This is a genomic window from Bradyrhizobium sp. YCK136, assembly GCF_044570075.1.
Taxonomy (GTDB): domain Bacteria; phylum Pseudomonadota; class Alphaproteobacteria; order Rhizobiales; family Xanthobacteraceae; genus Bradyrhizobium; species Bradyrhizobium diazoefficiens.
In genome coordinates, this window is sequence record NZ_CP172424.1 from 2,730,796 (window position 1) to 2,747,004 (window position 16,209).

Annotated in this window: 16 protein-coding genes and 1 pseudogene; 12 read left to right on the forward strand and 5 right to left on the reverse strand. The window is 64.8% G+C overall.

The window, feature by feature from the left end; all coding sequences use genetic code 11:
• The first annotated feature begins 17 nt into the window (after positions 1–17).
• From ACFLEY_RS12800 to ACFLEY_RS12810, 3 genes are all read left to right on the forward strand, one after another.
• Positions 18–2,492, forward strand: coding sequence for a TonB-dependent receptor (locus ACFLEY_RS12800; RefSeq protein WP_211433429.1), 2,475 nt, complete (start codon positions 18–20; stop codon positions 2,490–2,492).
• A gap of 126 nt (positions 2,493–2,618) precedes the next feature.
• Complete coding sequence (locus ACFLEY_RS12805) at positions 2,619–2,918, forward strand: hypothetical protein (RefSeq protein WP_060908391.1); 300 nt, start codon at positions 2,619–2,621, stop codon at positions 2,916–2,918.
• Positions 2,915–3,148: a hypothetical protein gene (locus ACFLEY_RS12810; protein ID WP_060908390.1), complete on the forward strand. Its 234-nt coding sequence runs from the start codon at positions 2,915–2,917 to the stop codon at positions 3,146–3,148. Before ACFLEY_RS12805 ends, ACFLEY_RS12810 begins: the two co-directional genes overlap by 4 nt.
• 84 nt (positions 3,149–3,232) lie before the next feature.
• Here ACFLEY_RS12810 and ACFLEY_RS12815 read toward each other — a convergent pair whose 3' ends face one another.
• Positions 3,233–4,108: a LysR family transcriptional regulator gene (locus tag ACFLEY_RS12815; RefSeq protein ID WP_060908389.1), complete on the reverse strand. Its 876-nt coding sequence runs from the start codon at positions 4,106–4,108 to the stop codon at positions 3,233–3,235.
• A 104-nt stretch (positions 4,109–4,212) separates the two neighbouring features.
• Between ACFLEY_RS12815 and ACFLEY_RS12820 the strand changes: the two genes are divergently transcribed.
• The 7 genes and pseudogenes from ACFLEY_RS12820 to ACFLEY_RS12850 all read left to right on the forward strand — a co-directional run bounded on the left by ACFLEY_RS12820 (position 4,213) and on the right by ACFLEY_RS12850 (position 10,833).
• Complete coding sequence (locus ACFLEY_RS12820) at positions 4,213–5,286, forward strand: alkene reductase (protein ID WP_396604660.1); 1,074 nt, start codon at positions 4,213–4,215, stop codon at positions 5,284–5,286.
• Between the two features lie 72 nt (positions 5,287–5,358).
• Entirely contained in the window at positions 5,359–6,276 is a 918-nt protein-coding gene (locus ACFLEY_RS12825) for an SDR family NAD(P)-dependent oxidoreductase (protein WP_162494132.1), read from the forward strand.
• A gap of 151 nt (positions 6,277–6,427) precedes the next feature.
• Positions 6,428–6,595 (forward strand): hypothetical protein, encoded by a 168-nt coding sequence (locus ACFLEY_RS12830; protein ID WP_165448169.1) that lies wholly within the window; start codon positions 6,428–6,430, stop codon positions 6,593–6,595.
• A 61-nt stretch (positions 6,596–6,656) separates the two neighbouring features.
• Positions 6,657–7,064 (forward strand): hypothetical protein, encoded by a 408-nt coding sequence (locus ACFLEY_RS12835; protein WP_028174388.1) that lies wholly within the window; start codon positions 6,657–6,659, stop codon positions 7,062–7,064.
• A gap of 160 nt (positions 7,065–7,224) precedes the next feature.
• Positions 7,225–8,689: pseudogene (locus ACFLEY_RS12840) on the forward strand (GH1 family beta-glucosidase).
• Between the two features lie 264 nt (positions 8,690–8,953).
• Complete coding sequence (locus ACFLEY_RS12845) at positions 8,954–10,186, forward strand: acetyl-CoA C-acetyltransferase (RefSeq protein WP_060908387.1); 1,233 nt, start codon at positions 8,954–8,956, stop codon at positions 10,184–10,186.
• A 344-nt stretch (positions 10,187–10,530) separates the two neighbouring features.
• On the forward strand, positions 10,531–10,833 hold the full coding sequence (locus ACFLEY_RS12850) for an HU family DNA-binding protein (RefSeq protein ID WP_008139488.1): 303 nt from the start codon (positions 10,531–10,533) through the stop codon (positions 10,831–10,833).
• 71 nt (positions 10,834–10,904) lie between these two features.
• Here the strand turns inward: ACFLEY_RS12850 and ACFLEY_RS12855 are convergent, their stop codons facing one another.
• The 4 genes from ACFLEY_RS12855 to ACFLEY_RS12870 form a co-directional block, all read right to left on the reverse strand.
• Positions 10,905–11,060 (reverse strand): hypothetical protein, encoded by a 156-nt coding sequence (locus ACFLEY_RS12855; RefSeq protein ID WP_166466033.1) that lies wholly within the window; start codon positions 11,058–11,060, stop codon positions 10,905–10,907.
• Between the two features lie 5 nt (positions 11,061–11,065).
• Positions 11,066–13,456, reverse strand: coding sequence for an endopeptidase La (lon, locus tag ACFLEY_RS12860; protein ID WP_060908386.1), 2,391 nt, complete (start codon positions 13,454–13,456; stop codon positions 11,066–11,068).
• A gap of 8 nt (positions 13,457–13,464) precedes the next feature.
• Complete coding sequence (locus ACFLEY_RS12865; RefSeq protein WP_011088914.1) at positions 13,465–13,848, reverse strand: Hsp20/alpha crystallin family protein; 384 nt, start codon at positions 13,846–13,848, stop codon at positions 13,465–13,467.
• Positions 13,849–14,036: 188 nt separating this feature from the next.
• Positions 14,037–14,606 (reverse strand): ferritin-like domain-containing protein, encoded by a 570-nt coding sequence (locus tag ACFLEY_RS12870; RefSeq protein WP_097532440.1) that lies wholly within the window; start codon positions 14,604–14,606, stop codon positions 14,037–14,039.
• A 143-nt stretch (positions 14,607–14,749) separates the two neighbouring features.
• Between ACFLEY_RS12870 and ACFLEY_RS12875 the strand changes: the two genes are divergently transcribed.
• Positions 14,750–15,376: a MarC family protein gene (locus ACFLEY_RS12875; protein ID WP_060908384.1), complete on the forward strand. Its 627-nt coding sequence runs from the start codon at positions 14,750–14,752 to the stop codon at positions 15,374–15,376.
• A gap of 167 nt (positions 15,377–15,543) precedes the next feature.
• A complete protein-coding gene (locus ACFLEY_RS12880; protein WP_171901113.1) occupies positions 15,544–16,197 on the forward strand; it encodes an L-fuculose-phosphate aldolase in 654 nt (217 codons plus the stop codon).
• The last annotated feature ends 12 nt before the right edge of the window (positions 16,198–16,209 follow it).

Below are 16,209 nucleotides of genomic sequence, written 5' to 3' on the forward strand. Positions count from 1 at the left end.
CGGATGGGAAGGCTGGGATGGTCAAGCATCTTTGGTTCAAGCGTCGTTTGTTGATGGCCTCGGTTTCGACGGGGCTGCTGTCGGGGGTGGTCGTTGCGGGCCCTGCCGGGGCTGCGCAGGATGAGGAGACCAACGTTCAGAACCTGCCGCCGGTCGAGGTGACGGCGCCGCCGCCCGCGACGACAAGGCGCAACGTGCCGTCGCGGCCGGTGGCGCAAGCAGGAGCATCGTCGTCGAGCAGCCCCAAGACACGCATCTACGTCTACCCGACCGCGCCGGGCACCGGCAGGGGTCTCGATGTCGACAAGGTTCCGTCGGCCATCAACGCCGTCGATGCCAACCAGATCAAGCGGACCGGCTCGCTCAACGTCACCGACGCGCTGCGCGACAACATCGCCGGCGTAAATATCACCGAAGTCACCGGCAATCCGTTTCAGCCGGATGTCGAATTCCGCGGCTTCGTTGCCTCGCCAGTGACGGGCACGCCGCAGGGCCTTGCCGTGTACCAGAACGGCGTCCGCATCAACGAAGCCTTCTCGGACGCGGTCAACTGGGACCTGATCCCGACCGCCGCGATCAGGTCGGTGACGCTGGTGACCAACAATCCCGCCTTCGGCCTCAACGCGCTCGGCGGGGCCCTCAATCTGCAGATGAAGGACGGCTTCACCTATCAGGGGGCCGAGCTCGACGTCATGGGCGGCTCGTTCGGCCGCATCCAGGGCTCGGCGCAATGGGGCAAGCAGGTCGACAAGAATTACGGCGTCTACGCCGCGCTCGAAGGCCTGCACGACAACGGCTTCCGCAATTTCTCCCAATCGGACGTGCGGCGCTTCTACGGCGACGTCGGCTACAAGGCCGGCGACAGCGAATTCCACGCCAACATGGGCATCGCCAAGAACGATTTCGGGGCCAGCGCCACCGTTCCGGCCGAACTGCTCGACAAGTATTGGGGCGCGACCTACACGACGCCGCAGACCACAAGCAACCGCGTCGGCTATCTCAATTTCACCGGAAAGGTCGATGCGACGCCGACCTGGACGCTGGAAGGCACCGCGCATCTGCGCAGATACGAGCAGAAGCTGGTCGACGGCAACCCGACCGATGTGCAGGAATGCGGTGCGGATCCAACGCTGCTTTGCTTCGGCAACGACACCACGCCCGCGAACGGCACCAACGGCGTGCAGCTCGGCAATCCTTTTGCGCCGGGAACGATCCTCGGCGAGATCGACCGCAGCTCGATACGGTCGACCAGCTTCGGCGTGTCGGGGCAGGCCACCAACACCGATCAACTGTTCGGGCGCGACAACCGCTTCGTGATCGGCACAAGCTACGACGCCAGTGTCACGCGCTACAATGCGACCGCCGAGATCGGCACGATGGGAGAAAACTACGTCGTCAGCGGCAGCGGCCTCTTCCTGGGACCGACAGGCGTCCCTGACACCGTCGCAGGTCCGGTCTCGCTGCGGACCGTTAATCAGTATAACGGCCTCTACGCGATGGACACGTTCAACGTTACGGATGCGCTCGCCATCACCGGCGGCGGCCGCTTCAACGTGGCGCGCATCACGCTGGAGGATCAGCTCGGCACCAGTCTCAACGGCGATCACACCTTCACCCGCTTCAATCCGGTGATCGGCGGCACCTACAAGATCACGCCCGAGCTGACCGCCTATGCCGGCTATTCCGAGGCCAATCGCGTGCCGACGCCGCTCGAGCTCGGCTGCGCCGACCCGGTCCGGCCCTGCCTGCTCGCGGCGTTTCTGGTTTCGGACCCGCCGCTGAATCAGGTCGTGTCCAAGACCATGGAGGCCGGCTTCCGCGGTACCAAGGAGCTGAACATCGGTACGCTCGGATGGAAAGTCGGTGCGTTCCGCGCCACCAACTACGACGACATCGTCGCCGTTCCCGCAGTGGGGCGCACCGGCTTCGGCTATTTCACCAATGTCGGCAGGACGCGGCGTCAGGGGCTCGAGGCCGAGGTCAACATCAAATCGCCCACGCTCCAGTTCCAGGCGAGCTATGCGTTCGTCGACGCACGCTATCTCGACGCTTTCGAGCTCGGCTCCGAAAGTCCGTTCAGGGATCCCGTGACCGAGACCATCCAGGTCCTGCCCGGCGACCAGATTCCCGCGATCCCGCGCCACCGGGTCAAGGTCGGCATCGACTACAACGTCACCGACGTCTGGAAAGTCGGGGGCAATGCGCTGTTCGTCTCGAGCCAGTATTTCGTCGGCGACGAGTCCAACCAGTATTCGAAGCTGCCGTCCTACACGGTGTTCAATCTCCACACCTCGTACCAGGTCGCGAAGAACATCCAGCTCTATGGCAAGGTCGACAACATCTTCGACAAGCGTTACGCGACCTACGGACAGTTCTTCGACCGCGAAGCCTTGCCCAACTTCACCAATGGTGGCGCAGAATTCACCGACCCGCGCTCGCTGAGCCCGGCAAGGCCGCGCGCGTTCTATGCGGGGATGCGGGTGACATTCTGAGTTCGGCGGATCGACCTTTCGCCAGGCTCGTCATGGGGTGTCGGCACCGACCCGTTCTACCTTAGGCCGATTGACACAATGTTCATTGTTTGTTCTTATACTGGCCGTCCAGCCAGGGAGCGAGCCATGGACAACCGCATCAGTGAAATCCGTAGAGTCATCAGAGCGTTACGTGTCAGCATGCGTGAGGCTGAAGCGATCATGCATGAACAGATCAACCGGGACGAGGACTGCACTTTCGTGGCCCACGAGGTCATGAAGATGCGCACGGTGATGAGCGGGCTCGTCCAGGAGCGAGCCGCCCTTGGTGACACCGACCCGATTGTCGTCGCCAGCCTCTTCATTCCCCGCCGGCGGCCGCCGCCGCCGCGCGTCCATGCCGAGAAGCGCCGTCTTGTCCCGCCGCGAGAGGTGGCACGGGCATGAAGGGGGAGAGGCCGACCTACTTCTCCGACATGCAGGAGCCGCCGGAATTCCTGAAGGCGCTCGATCATGCGCGGCGCCTGTCTTGCTACGAAGGCTGGTGCCGGATGCACATCGAGGCCATCCAGGTCGCGATCGATCAATACGCGGAGGCGGCTCTCGGCAATCGGGATTTCTTCCTCAACAAGCCGCACAGCATCGGCGGGAGTCGCAAGGCCGGCGACGTACCGTGACATCGTGGATTCGCTTGGGCCTCAATCTTTCGCAAGCGTGAACTCGACGCGCGATCTGCAGACGGGAGGTTGGAGCGGCACGATCTACCCCCGGCTCAGCCGTTCGCGCAGAAACTCGATGAAGCGCTGCGTCTTGGCGGGGAGCAGTCTGGTCTCGGTCACGGCGTAGATGGTCATGGGCAAGCCCCGCCATTGCGGTAGAATGCGGCGCAGCCGGCCGGATGCGACTTCGTCGGCGACGATTTCCTGCGGCGTGAAAGCAATGCCCATGTCGAGCGTCGCGAGGCGGCGGAGCATGCCAATGCTGTTGAGGTGGAAACGGCCGGCAATTTCGGCTTCGACCGTTTGCGTTCCGTTGTGCAGCGTCCATGTGCTCACCCTCGTCTGACAGAGACATTGATGGCGTGCAAGATCGGCCGGTTCGCGCGGCTCGCCGTTGAGTTCGAGATAGCGCGGCGAGGCGTAGAGATTGCCGTGCAGGCGGGCGAGCGGCCGTGCGATCATGTGGGACGCCGCGGATTCTCCGATGCGGATCGCCAGATCGTACGGCTCGGAAACCAGATCGACGCGCCGCGGCGTCAGGTCGAATTCGAAATCGATACCGGGATAGTGCTGCGCGAATTCGGTGATCAGCGGGGCCAGATAGGTGTTGGCGAAGTCCACCGGCAGTGAGACGCGCAGCAGTCCGCTCGGCCGCGCCAGCATCTCGCCGAGTTGCTCGTGCGCCAGGCGCGCCTCGTCGACGATGCGCTTGCAGCGCTCGAAATAGAGCTGGCCGGCTTCGGTCAATTCGACCCTGCGCGTCGTCCGGTTCAGCAGGCGCAACCCGATTTCCTTCTCGAGCAGGCTGATCCGTCGCGACAGGGTCGAGTTGGGCATGTCGAGCGTCGCGGCTGCGCCTCGGAAACTCCTGGCCTTCACGACCTCCACGAAGAGCGCCATGTCGTTCAACAGCTCCATGTAATTATCCCATATATGGATCAATCTGATCCATTATACGGTATTTATTCCATTCGGTGGAGGGTCCATCTCCCTTCTCAGTCGTCTTCGAGAAGGAACCCGCCATGAACTCGCTATTCAGTCCCGTCCGCATCGGTGGACTTGAGCTTTCGAACCGCTTGGTCATGGCGCCTATGACGCGGTCGCGCGCCGATGCCGATGGCGTTCCCGGCGGCCTCGCCGCCGAATATTACGCGCAGCGCGCCGGGGTTGGACTGATCGTCACCGAGGGTACGCAGCCATCCGATGACGGGCAGGGCTACATGACAACGCCGGGCATCTACACGCCCGCACATGTCGCCGGCTGGCGCAAGGTTACGGACGCCGTCCACGGCAAGGGCGGCCATATCTTCATCCAGCTCATGCATGCCGGACGCATGTCGCATCCAGATAACATGCCGCATCACCGGCAGGGTGTGGCCCCGTCCGCGATCGCGCCTGATACGCCGATCTTCACGCCGAAGGGCATGCAGGATATCCCGCAGCCGCGGTCGCTCGCGACCGATGACGTGCGCCGGACCGTCGCCGACTTCCGCGACGTCGCGCGCCACGCCATCGCGGCGGGGGCTGACGGCGTCGAGATCCATGGCGCCAATGGATATCTGGCGCAGCAGTTCATTGCGCCGAGCGCGAACACAAGAACCGACGCATATGGCGGCTCCATCGAAAATCGCGCACGTTTCGCCATCGAGGTGGCCACCGCCATCGCCGGGGAGATCGGCGCGGACAGGACGGCGATCCGCCTGTCGCCTGGCATCACGATGTGGGGCATCGACGAAGGCGCCGAAGGACCGGATCTGTATCGCCATCTGGTCGGCGAGCTCGACAAGCTCTCGCTCGCCTACCTTCACATCATGCATCAGGGCGACGAGCGCCTTCTGGCCGATCTGCGCAGGCTGTGGCGCGGCAAGCTGATCGTGAACAGGCCGGGGCGTCCGCGCGATCGCATCGGCTCCGACGTCGCTGCGGGACTGGCCGATCTGGAAGCATACGGCCAGATGATCCTGGCAAATCCCGATTTCATCGCGCGCCTGAAATCCGGCGCGCTCCTGAACGAGGCCGATCGCACGACGTTCTTCGGCGGCACCGCCCGCGGGTACACCGACTATCCCGCATTGGACGCGATTGCGGCCGTCTGAGTCATCGGTCCTGTACCGCATTCGTGGTGCGGCCGCTGTTCTTCATCAATGCTTGCGGAAGGCAGACCTGCAATGAAACGCGTGGAATTGGACAAGAGCCAGAATGTCACTCCGCCGCCGCTCGAAAGCCTCCGGCTCAACGGACTGAATGTCGCGGTGATCGGTGGCACCGGCGGCATCGGTCGCGCGCTCAGCCATCAATTTGCGGCGAAGGGCGCGAATGTCCTGGTCGTCGGTCAGACTTTCCGCGATCAGGAGGTGCCGCGCATCACGTTCTTGAGGGCCGATTTGAGCTCGATGCGGGATGCGAGGCGGATCGGCGCCGAGCTGCCCGCCGGAAACATCGACATCGTCGTCTTCACGACCGGCATCATGGCCGGCCCCAAACGCGAGGTGACACCCGAAGGCATCGAACGCGATCTTGCCGTCAGCTATTTGAGCCGCCTCGTCATCCTGAACGAGATCGCACCGCGTCTCGGCAAGGACCGGACGAGGACCGACCTGAGGCCCCGCATCTTCGTCATGGGATTTCCGGGCACGGAGCAGAAGGCCGATGTCGACGACCTCAACTCGGAACAAGGTTACAGGCGCTTCTCCGCACACTCGAACACCGTGTCCGGAAACGAGGTGCTTGTCCTTCAGGCCGCCAGGCGTTTTCCCGACGTCGATGTCTTCGGCCTCAACCCCGGCTTCGTCAGGACCAACATCCGCGCCAATCTGCTCGGGTCGCGCGCGCTTGTCGCCGTCGTGGAATGGCTGACCAGCTTCATGATGATCGAGCCGGATACATACGCCGCGCGGCTGGTCCCGCTATTGGTGTCGCGCGACCTCAATGGCCGCAGCGGCGCGATGTTCAACAACAGGGCGGAGGCCATCCTGCCGAGCCCGTCAGCCAGCGAGCCGTCCTATGCGGCCGCCCTGATGGGGGCGTCCGACCGTTTGGTCAGCCGCGCGTTGGCCGGCCGGGCAGGTGAGGGAGCGGGGACATGACCGGCGTGCGTCTTTGGCTCTGACTGCCGCATGCCGCGCGCGGGTAAAGCCTGACGCCCTCTTAACGGACCGGAAACCATGGCAAATGATCCGAAAATTTTAACGAAACTGTTTGGCTGTCTGCGCGTCGGTTTGCCGGAGGGCCCGTCTGATGACAGAGCACCAGTTGAGAGAGCAGGAATCCCGGATCGCGCGTTATCGGCATCTGGAACGGGAAGTGACCGACCCGCTTGCCGCGTGTCTGCTTCATAGCATCATCGAGGATCTTGAAGCCGAGCTGCGCAGGGACCGACCGGATTGGCACGGGCCGCGCGATTAACGCTTTCTTAGCGCTAATCATGCGGATTGTTTGCGGGGGACTACCAGGGGAGACGGCTCCCATGCTGAAGGATGGCACCTACACGGCGTGGTACAAGACGCCCCTCGATCAGGGGACGGGTATCGTCCATGTCGCAGACGGCCAGATTTGGGGCCGCGACAGCCTGATGACGTATCACGGCTCCTGCAAGGTCGACGGCGATCGCTTCACCGCAACCGTGTTGACGAAACGTCATACCGATGGACGTGCGACGGTCTTCGGCGTCGATGATGAACTCACGCTGGACATCGAGGGACACTGCCCCGGCAAGATCGCGACCTACACGGCGACGGCGCAACAAGTGCCGGGAATGATCCTCCATGGAACGCTCATTCTGACGGAACAGAAGCCGGCGGCACCTGAACAAGCCGGACAGCTCCCTGCGTTCAATCCCCGCAAGCTTCCAAAGCTGCCCAAGCGCTCGCGCTGATCGCGGGAGCGCTTCGCCGGCCGGCTGGGTCGCCCGCATCCTTATGTCGCGGCCCGGGCGGCGCAATTCTGCATCCGACCTTCCTCAAAGCTCGCTTCTCAAACCGCCCGCGACCGGTCATTGTGCCGCTGCACCAGCATCATCCCGGGGGCAGCATCACATGTCGGACAAGGTCTCGCGTCGCCAGTTTGCCGCGCTGGCGGGATTGTCCGCGGCGGCAATCGCAAACCCTCTGGACGGCGCTGACGCCAAGCCGGCGGCCGCGGCCTCGCGCGACAGCGGCTTTCCGGAAGGCTTTCTCTGGGGCACGGCGACCTCGTCCTACCAGGTCGAGGGCGCCGTCAACGAGGGCGGGCGAGGGGCCTCGATCTGGGACAGGTTCGTCCGCATCCCCGGCAAGATCGAGGACGGCTCGACCGGGGATCGCGCCAACGAGCACTATCACCGCTACAAGGAGGATATCGCGCTCATCAAGGAGCTTGGCTGCAAGGCCTACCGCTTCTCGATCGCATGGCCGCGGGTGTTTCCCGACGGCGACGGCAAGCCGAACCCCGGGGGGCCTCGACTTCTACAATCGCCTGGTCGACGAGCTGCTCAAGAACGGCATCGAGCCGTGGATGACACTCTATCATTGGGACTTGCCGCAATCGCTCCAGGACCGCTTCGGCGGCTGGCGCTCGACGGAGACCTGCAAGATCTTCGGCGACTATGCCGCCTATGTCGCCGAGCGTCTGACCGACCGCGTCAAGAACGTGTTCACGCTGAACGAGAGCGGCCGCTTCGTGCAGTTCGGCTATGGGCTCGGCATCGATGCGCCCGGCGTGACGCTGCCGCAAGGAGAGGTCAACCAGGTCAGGCACAACAGCGCGCTCGCGCATGGGCTCGCGGTGCAGGCGGTGCGCGCCCATGGCCGCCGCGGCACCAGGATCGGGCCGGCCGAGAACATCGACGTCTGCGTTCCCGCGATCGACACGCCCGAGCATGTCCGCGCCGCCGAGATCGCGCTACGCGAGATGAACGCGGGCTATCTCAACGTCATCATGACCGGCAGCTACACCGAGGCCTTCCTGAAATACGCCGGCGCCAATGCGCCGAAATACACCGACGCGGAGCTGAAGATCATCTCCTCGCCGGTCGACTTCCTCGGCCTCAACATCTACGCGCCGCAGAACTACGTGGTGCCGTCCGACCAGGGCGCCGGCTTCATGCCGCTGCCGATCCCGAAATCCTTTCCGCACATGAACTCGGACTGGCTCCGCGTCGCGCCGGAGACGATATACTGGGTGCCGAAGCTGGCGGCCAAGATCTGGAAGACGGATGCGATCTACATCAGCGAGAACGGCACCTCCGGTGACGATTTGGTGACGCCAGACGGCAAGATCTACGACACCGACCGCATCATGTACCTGCGCAACTATCTCGCCCAGCTCCAGCGCGCCACCGCCGAAGGCGTGCCGGTGCGCGGCTATTTCCTCTGGAGCCTGATGGACAACTTTGAATGGGTGTTCGGGCTCAGCAAGCGCTTCGGGCTCTATCACGTCAATTTCGACACCCAGGTCCGCACGCCAAAGCTCAGCGCGAGCTACTACCGCAACGTGATCGCGAGGAACGCGGCGGGGGTTTAGCTGCGGTCTCGGTGCCTTCGCCTCTCCCCGCGTGCGGGGAGAGGCCGGAATTTGCGGCAGCAAATTCCGGGTGAGGGGGACTCTCCGCGAGTCCATCTGTCACCGTCCTTGCCGAAGCTCCCCCTCACCCGGATTTTCCGCTGCGCGTAAAATCCGGCCTCTCCCCGCAAGCGGGGAGAGGCGAAGGGGAGGCACCGCGCATTGACTCAACTCTCCCCCTGATTCACAACGCCTCTCAACACTCATAACAAGAGGACAACGCCAATGGCTGACGCGCTGATCATCGATACCTGCCGCACCCCGCGGGGCGTCGGCAAGGCCGGCAAGGGAGCGCTCTCGGGCATTCATCCGCAGCAACTCGGCGCAACCGTGCTGCGCGCGCTCGCCGATCGCACCGACATCAATACTGCCGACGTCGACGACATCGTCTGGGGCTGCAGCGCGCAGGTCGCAACGCAAAGCGGCGATCTCGGCCGGATGTCGGCGCTCGATGCCGGCTACGACGTGCGCGCCAGCGCGGTGACGCTCGACCGCTTCTGCGGAAGCGGCATCACCAGCGTCAACATGGCCGCATCCTCGATCATGGCGGGCGCCGAAGACCTCGTCATCGCCGGCGGCTGCGAGATGATGTCGATGGAAGGACGCCGCGGCGGCGGTCCGATGATGATGGATGGCGGCAATCTGCGCCTGCGTGCGCGGCATCCGCAGTCGCATCAGGGCGTCTGCGCCGATGCGATCGCGACCATGGAAGGCATCACGCGACGGGACGTCGATGCGCTCGGGCTGGAGAGCCAGAAGCGCGCCGCGCATGCGATCGCGAACGGGCACTTCAAGAAGAGCCTCGTGCCCGTTCATCGCGAGGACGGCAGCCTCGCGCTCGACCACGAAGAGTATCCGCGGCCACAGACCACGATGGAAGGCCTCAGCAGCCTGAAGCCGGCTTTCCCCGCCATTGCCGACTATGCGCTCGACGACAAGGGCACGACCTATCGCGGCCTGATCCTGCAAAAATATCCTGATCTGAACATCGACTTCGTGCACCATGCCGGCAACTCCTCCGGCGTGGTCGACGGCGCCGCCGCGATCCTCCTGGCCTCGCCCGCCTACGCCAAGGCGCATGGCCTTAAAGCCCGCGCCCGCGTCGTGGCGATGGCGAACATGGGGGACTCGCCGACCTTGATGCTGAACGCGCCGGTGCCGGCGACGCGCAAGGTGCTGGCGAAGGCGGGGCTCACCATCGACGACATCGACCTGTTCGAGATCAACGAGGCCTTCGCGGTGGTCGCGGAAAAATACATCCGCGACCTCAAGCTCGACCGCGCCAAGGTCAACGTCAATGGCGGCTCGATCGCGCTCGGCCATCCCATCGGCGCGACCGGCTCGATCCTGATCGGCACCGTGCTCGACGAGCTCGAGCGGCGCGACCTGAAGCGCGGTCTCGTCACCATGTGTGCCGCCGGCGGCATGGCGCCCGCCATCATTATCGAGCGCGTCTAGCCGACGCCTCCTCATCTCTCCCCGCAAAAACGGGGAGAGGGAGCGGCTGCGGTGCAATCCGACCCTTATTTTCCAGGGTGAAACGCACCCCTCCTCGCACAAAGAGGCCGGTCGTCGCTTGTCGAAAGCAGCGAATCAGCTTTAGCAAGGCTGCGTGCGGGCCTTTGAAACAAGGTAAAATCCGCTGCCCGAGGCTCCTCCGGCTCCGGAAGTAGCTAAAAAGCAGGGTTTTTTGCCACAGGGGGCCAAAAAAGCCCGTAAAATCGCGACATAACTGTGCAGAAGGCTCTAGGCCTTCGCCGGTTGGTCTAATATGCAACCGGCAACGAATCAGAGGAGACACGATGCCAGCCCAAATGTCCAAATCGCAGTTGATCGAAAAGATTGCGACCGCCACCGAGCTTTCCAAGCGCGACGTCAAGAGCGTCATGGAGACGCTGACCGACGTCGGTCACAAGGAGCTCAAGAAGAACGGCCTGTTCCTGGTGCCGGGCTTCGCCAAGTTCGTGGTCATCAAGAAGCCCGCGACCAAGGCGCGCAAGGGCACCAACCCGTTCACGGGTGAAGAGATGATGTTCAAGGCCAAGCCGGCCCGGAAGATCGTCCGCGCCCGCCCGGTCAAGGCTGCCAAGGACGCCGTGGCCTGATAAAGCAAAGGCCCCCTCGAAAAGAGGGGGCCTTTTGTGTTCGACGACCGCGAGGGCTGAAACGGAGGGGTTCAGCCTTTGCGGCGCTTGACCCGGACCGGGACCGGCTGAAGCCGCGGCTCGGGTCCCGCCAGCGCATCGCGAACCCCGTCGATGGCGCGATCAAGCAACTGGCGCAGCCGCTGCGTCTTGCGCGATTTCTTCGCTCTTTCCAGCAGTTTCTTCATCGCATTCACTCCGCCGCTTCGACCTTGGCCTCGGTCGGCTCGAGCGCTGCGGCGATGGCCTCGTCGACGCGCTCCAGCCAGATGAATTCGAGGTTGTCCCGCGCGCTCTTCGGGATGTCGTCGTAGTCCCGCTTGTTGCGTGCCGGCAGCATCACCCGCTTCAAGCCGGCGGCGGCCGCGGCCACCACCTTCTCCTTGATGCCGCCGACCGGCAGCACCAGGCCGCGCAGCGAGATCTCGCCGGTCATCGCGGTGTCGCTGCGCACCGTGCGATTGGTGAGCAGTGACGTCAGCGCCGTGTACATCGCGACCCCCGCGCTCGGTCCGTCCTTCGGGGTTGCGCCCGCCGGGACGTGAACGTGGATGTCGCTTTTCTCGAACAGCTGCGGATCGATGCCGAGCTGGCTGGCTCTGCTCTTCACCAGCGTCATCGCCGCCTGCACGCTCTCGCGCATGACGTCGCCGAGCTGGCCGGTCAGGATCATCCCGCCGCGGCCCGGCACGCGCGAGGCCTCGATGAACAGGATGTCGCCGCCGACCGGCGTCCAGGCAAGGCCGGTGGCCACGCCCGGGATGCTGGTGCGCTGCGCGATCTCGCCTTCGAAGCGCGGTTGGCCGAGCACCGTGGCGATGTCCTTCACCGTCACCACGACCTTCGCAGCCGAGCCTTCGGCGACTTGCACCGCAGCATGGCGGAACACCTTGCCGATCTCGCGCTCGAGGTTACGCACGCCGGCCTCTCGGGTGTAGCCCTTGACGATCAGCTTCAGCGCGTCCGGCTCGATCTCGGCCTGCTCGGCCGTCAGGCCGTTGGCCTCGAGCTGCCGCCGCACCAGATAGCGCTTCGCGATCTCCAGCTTCTCGTCCTCGGTGTAACCGGCGAGGCTGATCAGCTCCATGCGGTCCAGCAGCGGACCCGGAATCTGGTCCAGCATGTTGGCGGTCGCGATGAAGACAACGCGCGACAGGTCGAAGGGCACGCCCAGGTAATTGTCCCGGAACGTCCCGTTCTGCTCGGGGTCGAGCACCTCCAGCATGGCGGCGGAAGGATCACCCTGCACGCCACGGCCCATCTTGTCGATCTCGTCCAGCATCATGACGCAATTCCGGCTACCGGCCTTCTTGATGCCCTGGATGATGTTGCCGGGCAGCGCGCCGATATAGGTGCGCCGGTGACCGCGGATCTCGGCCTCGTCATGCACGCCGCCGAGGCTGACGCGCACGAAAGGGCGATCCATCGCGCGTGCGATGGACTGGCCGAGCGAGGTCTTGCCGACGCCGGGCGGGCCGACGAAGCACAGGATCGGCGCCTTGCCCTGCGGGGCGAGCTTGCGCACCGCCAGATATTCGATGATCCGGCTCTTGATCTTCTCCAGGCCGAAATGATCGGCATCCAGGATGCGGCGCGCCTCCTTGATGTCGATCGGCTTCTCCGCGGGCAGCGCCCAGGGCAGCTCGATCAGCCAGTCGAGGTAGGTGCGGACCATGCCGGCTTCGCCGGCGGCCTCGGGCATGCGCTCGTAGCGGCGCAGCTCCTTTTTGGCGTGCGCCTCGGCCTCCGGCGGCATCTTGGCCTGGGCGATGGCAGCGTTCAGCTCGGCGACCTCGGCCGCCTTGCCGTCGCCTTCGCCGAGCTGGCGCTGGATGGTCGCCATCTGCTCGCGCAGGATCGCCTCGCGCTGCCGCTCGTCGAAGCTGGCGCGGGTCTTCTGGCCGATCTCGTTGGAGATGCGCAGCACCTCCAGCCGCTCGGCCAGGTGCCTCGACACCTTCTCGACCCGCAAGGAGAGGTCGATGGTCTCCAGCACCTCCTGCTTGTCCTGCGGCTTGATGTCCATGAACGACGTCGCCAGGTCCGCCAGCGCGCCGGGCGCGGTGGTGCTGTGGAACATCGCGACCAGCTCGGGCGGCGCCTGCGGCAGCAGCTCGATCGCCTCGATCGCCTGGCGCTGCAAATTCAGCGCGCGCGCCTCGATCTCCGGCGAGGTCGTGGTCGGCTCCGGAATCTGCTGGATCCGCGCGGCCGGGAACGGCGTCCCCGGCAGGAAGTCGAGGATGCGCGCGCGCTGCACGCCCTGGCAGACGATGTGGTGGGTGCCGTCGGGCGCGGTGATGTAGCGCACGATGTTGGCGATGGTCGCGACCCGATAGAGATCGTCCGGCCCCGGCTCTTCGGTCTCCGGGCTGCGTTGCAGGACGATGCCGACCGGCCGCTGCTCGCGCAGCGCCTGCTGCGCGGCGGCGATGGACTTCGGCCGCGCGATTGCGATCGGCGCGATGGCGCCGGGAAACAGCACCATCTCGCGCACGGGGATGATGATCAGTGCGTCGTCGGGGATCTTCACGTCGGACTCGGTGGAATTGGTCTGGGTGGTATTCATCTGTTCGGTGGCCATGATCGACCTCAGGATTTGGCGAGGCGCAGCGCGACGCAGCCGTCCATCACGAAGCGGCTGATGGCGTAGCGGCCAAGGGGCAATGCAATGCGGCGCTCAAAACGCCCCTGCGGCAGCTCGAGCCGGTGGATGCGGGCGTTGCGAAGCTCCGGCGGAAGGGTGCGCTGGCCGGAGATGACGAGCGCGCCGTCATGGATCACCGTCTCGACATTGTCGGGATTGACGCCGGGAAGCGCGACCAGGATCAGGAGCTCATGCTCGGTTTCGAGCACGTCGATCGGCGGCTCCCAGCAGGCTTCCTGGCGGCCGAACTGCTGCCGCAGCCGTTCGGCGCGGGTCAGCGAGTCCAGGGCTTCGGACAGCATCCAGTCGAGGGGATTTTTGGGTTGCATGGCAAAACTCGGGGAAGGCGCTGCGGTTGGAAAACGAGGATATGGGGACGGTTCCCCAAAATTCCAGCATCGCGCATTTGGAGCATGCCTGTCCCCTCGAACCCGAGGAGGCCCTTGCAATCAGTCGCTGCGACGCCGCGGAGATGTTCCGCGGCGTCGTAGGCAACAGTTGGGCGGGGGCGCGCCGATCAGGCGGCGGCGCGGTATTCTTCTTCCGCTTCGAGGTTGATCACGGAGGTGGCGAGCTCGGTCAGGGTGTGATCGGTCGCCTCTTCCTCATCGAGCGTCGCCTGGAGCAGCCTGGCGGCGTCCGGCATGCCGAGCTCCTCGGCCCAGGTGCGCAGCGTGCCGTAGCGGGAGATCTCGTAGTGCTCGACGGCTTGCGCCGCGGCGAGCAGGCCGGCGTCGAGGGCGGGGGCGTTCTTGAAATCCTTCATGATCCCGGCGCCCTCGTCGGTGATGCCGTTGATCGCCTCGCAGGGCTTGCCGCGCGCGGGCTTGCCCAGCATCTTGAAGATCTGGTCAAGGCGTTTGACCTGGCCCTGCGTCTCGCGCAGATGCTTGTTGAAGGCCGCGGAGAGCTGCTTGGAGTGAGCCGCCTTCGCCATCTTCGGCAGCGTCTTGATGATCTTGTTCTCGGCGTAATAGATGTCCTTCAGCGTCTCCAGAAACAGGTCGCTCAACATCTTCGGCGCCTGACGCGGCCGGCGCGCCGCGGACTTTTTCGCGTTCGCACGTTTCTTTGCTCGTTTGGCCATAAATCCTCCTCTTGAGGCGACACGGGAAGGCGAGGCCCTCCTCAATCCTCGCGCGACCAAGACTCTGCGAGGGCAAATGTTCCTCGCGAAGGTCGCGTCGAGCCGTTATGGATTGCGCCCCACCTCGCGCGAGACCCAGCCGCATGCTCGACTTCGCCCTGTCCGCCTTCGTGACGCTGCTGCTGGTGGTCGATCCCGTCGGCCTTGCGCCGGCCTTCCTGGCCGCGACCGGGGGCATGCCCGACACGGTCAAGCGCACGATCGCGCTGCGCGCGCCGCTGATCGCAGCCTCGATCCTGGTGGTGATCGCGCTGGTCGGAAACTGGCTTTTGCGCCAGCTCGGGATCGGCATCCCCGCGTTCCAGATCGCCGGCGGGCTGCTGCTGTTCGGCGTCTCCTACCAGATGATCTTCGGCGACCGCCCGCATCGCGAGGCCCGCGAGGCCGACAAGGCGACCTCGGAGCACGCGTCCGATGTCGCGGTGTTTCCGCTGGCGATCCCCATGATGGCCGGTCCCGGCGCGATTGCGACCACATTGCTGTTGACGGGCGATGCCGGCTACGGGGCGCGGCTCGCGATCATCATCGCGGTCGTCCTCTCGGTGTGCCTGCTCTGCATGCTGTGCTTTCTGTCCGCGAGCCTGATCGCCCGCACCCTCGGGCGCACCGGAAATGCCGTGCTTTCGCGCGTGCTCGGCATGCTGCTCGCCGCCTATTCCGTGCAGTTCGTGATCAACGGCATCGCGGCCGTCCGGGCGAGCCTGCCGTAGGATTGCGACGATCCGTTAATCCGTTGATTTTACGGTCTATTTCGTGCCGCGCCGGACCGGCCGGCGAGACGACAGGCGGTCCGGTCGCTTTCGCTTGCGCTGCCATATTGCTTTGACGTACTTCCGGTCTGACAAACGCCCAGCCAAGAAGTCGAGATGAAATCGGGATGTCGATGACCGTGGACGAGCTCGCCAAGAGACAGGCCATCATCGACGCCTGCCGCCGCATGAATGCGCTCGGCATCAACCAGGGCACATCAGGCAATATCAGCGTCCGGCATGTGGACGGGCTGCTGGTCACGCCGACCAGCGTGCCCTATGAGGCCATGACGCCGGACCAGATCGTGTTCATGGCGATGGACGGCTCGCACGCGCCCGATCAGAAGCCGTCCAGCGAGTGGCGCTTCCACCGCGACATCCTGAGGGCCCGGCCCGACGTCAACGCCGTGGTCCACGCCCATCCGACCTATTGCACCATCCTGGCGATCATGGGCATGGAGATCCCGCCGGTGCACTACATGATTGCGGCCGCAGGCGGCGACAGCATCCGCTGCGCGCCCTATGCCACGTTCGGAACGGAGGAACTGTCCGAACATGCGGTGCGGGCGCTGGAGGGGCGGCTTGCCTGCCTGCTCGACCATCACGGCATGATCGCGATCGGCAAGACGCTGGACAAGGCGATGTGGCTCGCTGTCGAGGTCGAGACCCTGGCGCGGCAATATCACGGCTGCCTCCAGATCGGGAAACCGCCGCTGCTCTCTAGCGCCGAGATCGAACGCGTGCGCCAGCGCATGTCCGGCTACGGCATGTCGGAAGGGTAGGGCGGGCAGAAG

Coding starts and splice junctions, on each gene's coding strand:
- ACFLEY_RS12880 (WP_171901113.1), top strand. CDS start 15,544: ATGTCGATGACCGTGGACGAGCTCGCCAAGAGACAGGCCATCATCGAC.
- ACFLEY_RS12830 (WP_165448169.1), top strand. CDS start 6,428: ATGACAGAGCACCAGTTGAGAGAGCAGGAATCCCGGATCGCGCGTTAT.
- ACFLEY_RS12825 (WP_162494132.1), top strand. CDS start 5,359: ATGAAACGCGTGGAATTGGACAAGAGCCAGAATGTCACTCCGCCGCCG.
- ACFLEY_RS12875 (WP_060908384.1), top strand. CDS start 14,750: ATGCTCGACTTCGCCCTGTCCGCCTTCGTGACGCTGCTGCTGGTGGTC.
- ACFLEY_RS12815 (WP_060908389.1), bottom strand. CDS start 4,108: ATGGAGCTGTTGAACGACATGGCGCTCTTCGTGGAGGTCGTGAAGGCC.
- ACFLEY_RS12810 (WP_060908390.1), top strand. CDS start 2,915: ATGAAGGGGGAGAGGCCGACCTACTTCTCCGACATGCAGGAGCCGCCG.
- ACFLEY_RS12820 (WP_396604660.1), top strand. CDS start 4,213: ATGAACTCGCTATTCAGTCCCGTCCGCATCGGTGGACTTGAGCTTTCG.
- ACFLEY_RS12845 (WP_060908387.1), top strand. CDS start 8,954: ATGGCTGACGCGCTGATCATCGATACCTGCCGCACCCCGCGGGGCGTC.
- ACFLEY_RS12800 (WP_211433429.1), top strand. CDS start 18: ATGGTCAAGCATCTTTGGTTCAAGCGTCGTTTGTTGATGGCCTCGGTT.
- ACFLEY_RS12855 (WP_166466033.1), bottom strand. CDS start 11,060: ATGAAGAAACTGCTGGAAAGAGCGAAGAAATCGCGCAAGACGCAGCGG.
- ACFLEY_RS12870 (WP_097532440.1), bottom strand. CDS start 14,606: ATGGCCAAACGAGCAAAGAAACGTGCGAACGCGAAAAAGTCCGCGGCG.
- ACFLEY_RS12835 (WP_028174388.1), top strand. CDS start 6,657: ATGCTGAAGGATGGCACCTACACGGCGTGGTACAAGACGCCCCTCGAT.
- ACFLEY_RS12805 (WP_060908391.1), top strand. CDS start 2,619: ATGGACAACCGCATCAGTGAAATCCGTAGAGTCATCAGAGCGTTACGT.
- ACFLEY_RS12865 (WP_011088914.1), bottom strand. CDS start 13,848: ATGCAACCCAAAAATCCCCTCGACTGGATGCTGTCCGAAGCCCTGGAC.
- ACFLEY_RS12850 (WP_008139488.1), top strand. CDS start 10,531: ATGCCAGCCCAAATGTCCAAATCGCAGTTGATCGAAAAGATTGCGACC.
- lon (WP_060908386.1), bottom strand. CDS start 13,456: ATGGCCACCGAACAGATGAATACCACCCAGACCAATTCCACCGAGTCC.